The sequence below is a fragment of the Paenibacillus sp. TAF43_2 genome (assembly GCF_052113545.1).
Taxonomy (GTDB): Bacteria; Bacillota; Bacilli; order Paenibacillales; family Paenibacillaceae; genus Pristimantibacillus.
The window spans coordinates 1-4,274 of record NZ_JBFRDK010000303.1 but is presented as its reverse complement, the minus strand read 5'-3'; the positions used below and the strand labels follow the sequence as shown (position 1 = coordinate 4,274).

Here is a 4,274-nt window from a genome sequence, read left to right as displayed (position 1 = left end):
AGACGATGCTTTATCCGCAGAATATGCCGAGCTCACAGCGGCAGAGGTTATCACCTATGCTATTGATAAAGAGGCAGACGTGCGTGCAACGAATATTCGAATAACTGCACAGGGTACGACCTTTCATGTTGACACATTCAGAGGCGAGCAGGACATCACATTGCAAATGGCTGGGAAGTTCAACGTATACAACGCGCTTGCCGCTATAAGCGCTGTACTTCTTGAAGGCGTGGAACTAGAGGCGATTGCACACAGTCTAAGCAAAATTCCCGGCGTACCCGGACGGGTTGAAGCGGTTAATGCGGGTCAAGATTTTGCCGTAATTGTAGATTATGCCCACACGCCGGATGGGCTTGAAAATGTACTCAGAGCTATTCAACAATTTGCAGAAAATCGAATTATATGTGTATTTGGCTGCGGCGGTGACCGTGATCGCTCCAAGCGGCCGCTAATGGGGAATATTGCAATAAAATATGCGGATTACGCTATCATAACATCGGATAACCCACGTTCGGAGCCGCCTGAGTCCATATTAAAGGATATTGAAGCTGGATTAATAAGCAGCAGAATTGATCCTTCATTTTATAAATTAATCGTTGATCGCAAGGAAGCAATTGAAAAAGCGGTTGAAATGGCAAGCCTCGGCGATGTAGTATTGATTGCGGGGAAAGGTCATGAAACCTACCAAGATATTAACGGAGTCAAATATCCATTTGACGATCGAAAAGTAGCGAAAGCAGCGATAAGGGGAATCATACAGTGATTAAACGTACTATTAAACAAATTGCCGAAATGAGCGGCGCTAGATGGAATGGAAATCATGCAGAGCTTAACATAACAGGAGTAACAACTGACTCGCGGCAAGCTGCTGCGGGCCAGTTGTTCGTTCCGATCGTAGGCGAGCATTTTGACGGGCATGCCTATTTGGAGCAAGCTATTGCAAATGGAGCGGTTGCTGCGCTTTGGCAGAAAGGCCGCGAGGTTCCAGCATCTCTTGAGGGAGTGCCGCTTCTTATTGTTGGGGATACGCTGGTTGCATTGCAGCGCCTTGCAACAGCTTATCGCAGTGAACTTGTCACTCGTGTTGTTGGCATTACAGGCAGCAATGGCAAAACAACGACAAAGGATATGGCAGCTGCTATTCTCGGCACAACTTATAAAGTGCATAAGACTGAAGGCAATTTGAACAATCACATCGGCTTGCCTCTGACGGTGCTGAGGCTTGAAGAGGACACGGAAGTAGCCGTGCTCGAGATGGGAATGAGCGGCTTCGGCGAGATCGAGCTGCTGACGAAGATCGCACAGCCTGATGCCGCTATTATTACAAATATCGGCGACGCGCATATGCTCCAGCTTGGCTCAAGAGCCGGTATTGCGAAGGCGAAGCTTGAAATAGCGCTCGGGCTCAGCGAGGATGGTTTACTGCTATACAATGGCGATGAACCACTTCTGGAAGCAGAGCTTGAGCGTTCAATACTTCCAGCAGGCATCGTACGCCGTACATTTGGGTTATCGATGCAAAATGAATGGTCAGCATCTGGCATCAGCATTGAATCGGAAGCGACRACCTTTACTGCTATTTATAATGGAACTGCCAGTGGCCTCGGAACTGTTCGAATTCCTGTCCCAGGGCAGCATAATGTCAGCAATGCGCTCGCTGCAATAGCGATTGGCCGCTTCTTCGGAGTTCCAGCTGCAAAAATTGTTGAAGGTCTAAGCCATCTTAAGCTGACAGGCATGCGCATTCAGCCAGTTCGCGCGTTTAATGGCACTATGTTATTGAACGATGCTTATAATGCCAATCCGACTGCCGTTCGCGCGGCGATTGATCTGGTAGAGCAACTAGACGGCTATAGCCGCAAATGGATCGTGCTAGGCGATATGCTAGAGCTCGGGCCAGAGGAGCAGACGCTTCATTTTGAAGTAGGTGCATATATAACGCCAAGCAAGGCGGATGCGGTTCTTACCTTCGGACCTTTGGCAAAACATATTGCTGAGGGCGTGAAGTCGCAATTCCCTAACGCAGGCGCGAATGATGTGATTAAACATTTCGAAGATAAAAATGAGCTGACGCAATGGCTGAGGGAGCAAATGCAGCCAACGGACATCGTGCTCATAAAAGGTTCACGCGGCATGCAGATGGAACAGATTGTCCAAGCATTGGAAGTGGGGTGAGGAAATGGATATGATGGTCATTTTATTTTCGATTGGCGCTTCATTCCTGCTAGCGGTTCTACTCGGACCATTGTTCATTCCAGTGCTCCGCCGCTTAAAGTTTGGGCAGCAGATTCGTATGGAAGGTCCGCAAAGCCATTTGAAAAAAAGCGGTACGCCAACGATGGGCGGCATTATCATTATGGTTGCTCTAATGATCGCGTTCCTGAAGTTTTCTGATAAAACGGCTGAATTTTGGGTGCTGCTGACCGCATCACTTGGATTTGGTCTTGTCGGCTTTTTGGATGATTACATCAAAATTGTATTTAAACGTTCTTTGGGGCTAACGGCAAGACAAAAGCTTTTTGGTCAACTTCTATTTTCTATAATCGTGTGTGCAATGCTCTATAATATGGGGCACAGCACCGAAATATCAGTGCCTGGTACAGGCTGGGGAATTGATTTAGGCTGGTTTTACTATCCGCTTGTCGTCATCATTCTTTTTGCAGCAAGCAATTCAGTTAATTTCACCGATGGTCTTGACGGTTTGCTGGCTGGGACGAGTGCCATCGCATTTGGTGCCTTTACTGTAGTTGCTTTACAAACGTCAGCTCATGAATCAGCAGTATTCTCTGCAGCTATGGTAGGCGCTGTTTTAGGTTTTCTAGTATTCAACGCACATCCAGCAAAAGTGTTTATGGGAGATATGGGCTCGCTAGGAATAGGAGGCGGAATTGCAGCAGTCGCTATTTTGACCAAAACGGAGCTGCTCCTTATCGTAATCGGCGGTGTTTTTGTACTTGAGATGCTTTCTGTTATATTACAGGTAGGCTCCTTCAAGCTTAGAGGGAAGCGTATTTTYAAAATGAGTCCCATTCACCATCATTTTGAGCTCGTTGGTTGGTCCGAATGGAAGGTTGTTACTGTGTTTTGGTTTGTAGGCATCGTGTTTGCAGCAATTGGTTTACTATTTGTTATACTATAGAAATAAAGCTTACGAAAAAGCGGCTTTTATTTGATTAAGAGCCGCTTTATGCATACATAGAAGGGACTGTCAGTTATGAATCATCCGGCATCTTATGAAGGCCGCCGAGTTGTCGTCTTAGGCTTGGCTAGAAGCGGGGTAAGCGTCGCAAAAGTATTTCATCAATTAGGCGCAGAAGTTGTAGTGAACGACATGAAGGAACGTGAATTATGCCCCGAAGCGGACGAATTGACTGCTTTGGGCATTTCTGTGCTATGCGGTTATCATCCAGATGACCTAATTACAGAAGAAACAGCGCTCCTTATCAAAAACCCTGGTATCCCATATACGTCTACTCCAGTGCAGAGGGCAGAGGAGCTTGGCGTTGAGGTCATTACGGAGGTAGAAGCTGCTTATTGGCTTTCTCCTGCACCGATAATAGGCATTACAGGCTCAAACGGCAAAACAACAACGACGACTTGGATCGGCGAAATATTAAGCGCAGCTGGCTTGAATCCCATCGTGGCAGGCAATATCGGTCGCCCTCTATGCGAAGCAGCCTTGGAAGCGACGCCCGATCAATGGATCGTTGCTGAGCTAAGCAGCTTTCAATTGAAAGGAACAAGCGAGTTCCGTCCGCATATTGCTCTCTTGCTTAACATTGCAGAGACGCATTTGGATTATCACGGCGATATGGATGACTACGTCAATTCAAAAGCAAAACTTTTTGATAACCAAACGGAAGATGATGTTGCTGTCGTCAACTGGGATGACCCGGAATGCCGCGCGCTTTCGGAGTTTCTTATCGCACAGCTGCTGCCTTTCTCTATATATGAGCGACTGGATGCGGGCATTTACATTGATCCGCCATATGAGCGGGACAACGGAGACGCACAAAATGATGAAGCCGCTGTGGATAGACAAATTGTATTCCGCCAGTCTGAGGACTCGGAAATTAACATTTTGCCCGTTTCAGAGCTAGGCATACCAGGCCGCCACAACGCCGCTAACGCGCTTGCTGCCATTGCGGCGTGTTTGGCTGCTGGAGTTGCACCAGAGCGTCTTGTAGAACCGCTGCAGTTGTTTAGAGGCGTGGAGCACCGCCTGGAGTTCGTCCGTGAAGTGAATGGTGTCAAATATTATAATGATTCGAAAG

General features: G+C 47.4%; 4 protein-coding genes. All 4 read left to right on the top strand.

Annotation, left to right across the window (positions count from 1 at the left end):
• On the top strand, positions 1-763 hold a 763-nt coding region (locus AB4Z17_RS32520), incomplete at its 5' end, for a Mur ligase family protein (RefSeq protein WP_441964473.1).
• A complete protein-coding gene (locus AB4Z17_RS32515; RefSeq protein WP_441909678.1) occupies positions 760-2,175 on the top strand; it encodes a UDP-N-acetylmuramoyl-tripeptide--D-alanyl-D-alanine ligase in 1,416 nt (471 codons plus the stop codon). The genes AB4Z17_RS32520 and AB4Z17_RS32515, both read left to right, overlap by 4 nt.
• Before the next feature lie 4 nt (positions 2,176-2,179).
• Positions 2,180-3,139, top strand: coding sequence for a phospho-N-acetylmuramoyl-pentapeptide-transferase (gene mraY / locus AB4Z17_RS32510; protein WP_076268158.1), 960 nt, complete (start codon positions 2,180-2,182; stop codon positions 3,137-3,139).
• 75 nt (positions 3,140-3,214) lie between these two features.
• Positions 3,215-4,274, top strand: a 1,060-nt coding sequence (gene murD / locus AB4Z17_RS32505; protein ID WP_441964471.1) for a UDP-N-acetylmuramoyl-L-alanine--D-glutamate ligase, incomplete at its 3' end; no start/stop codon positions are given.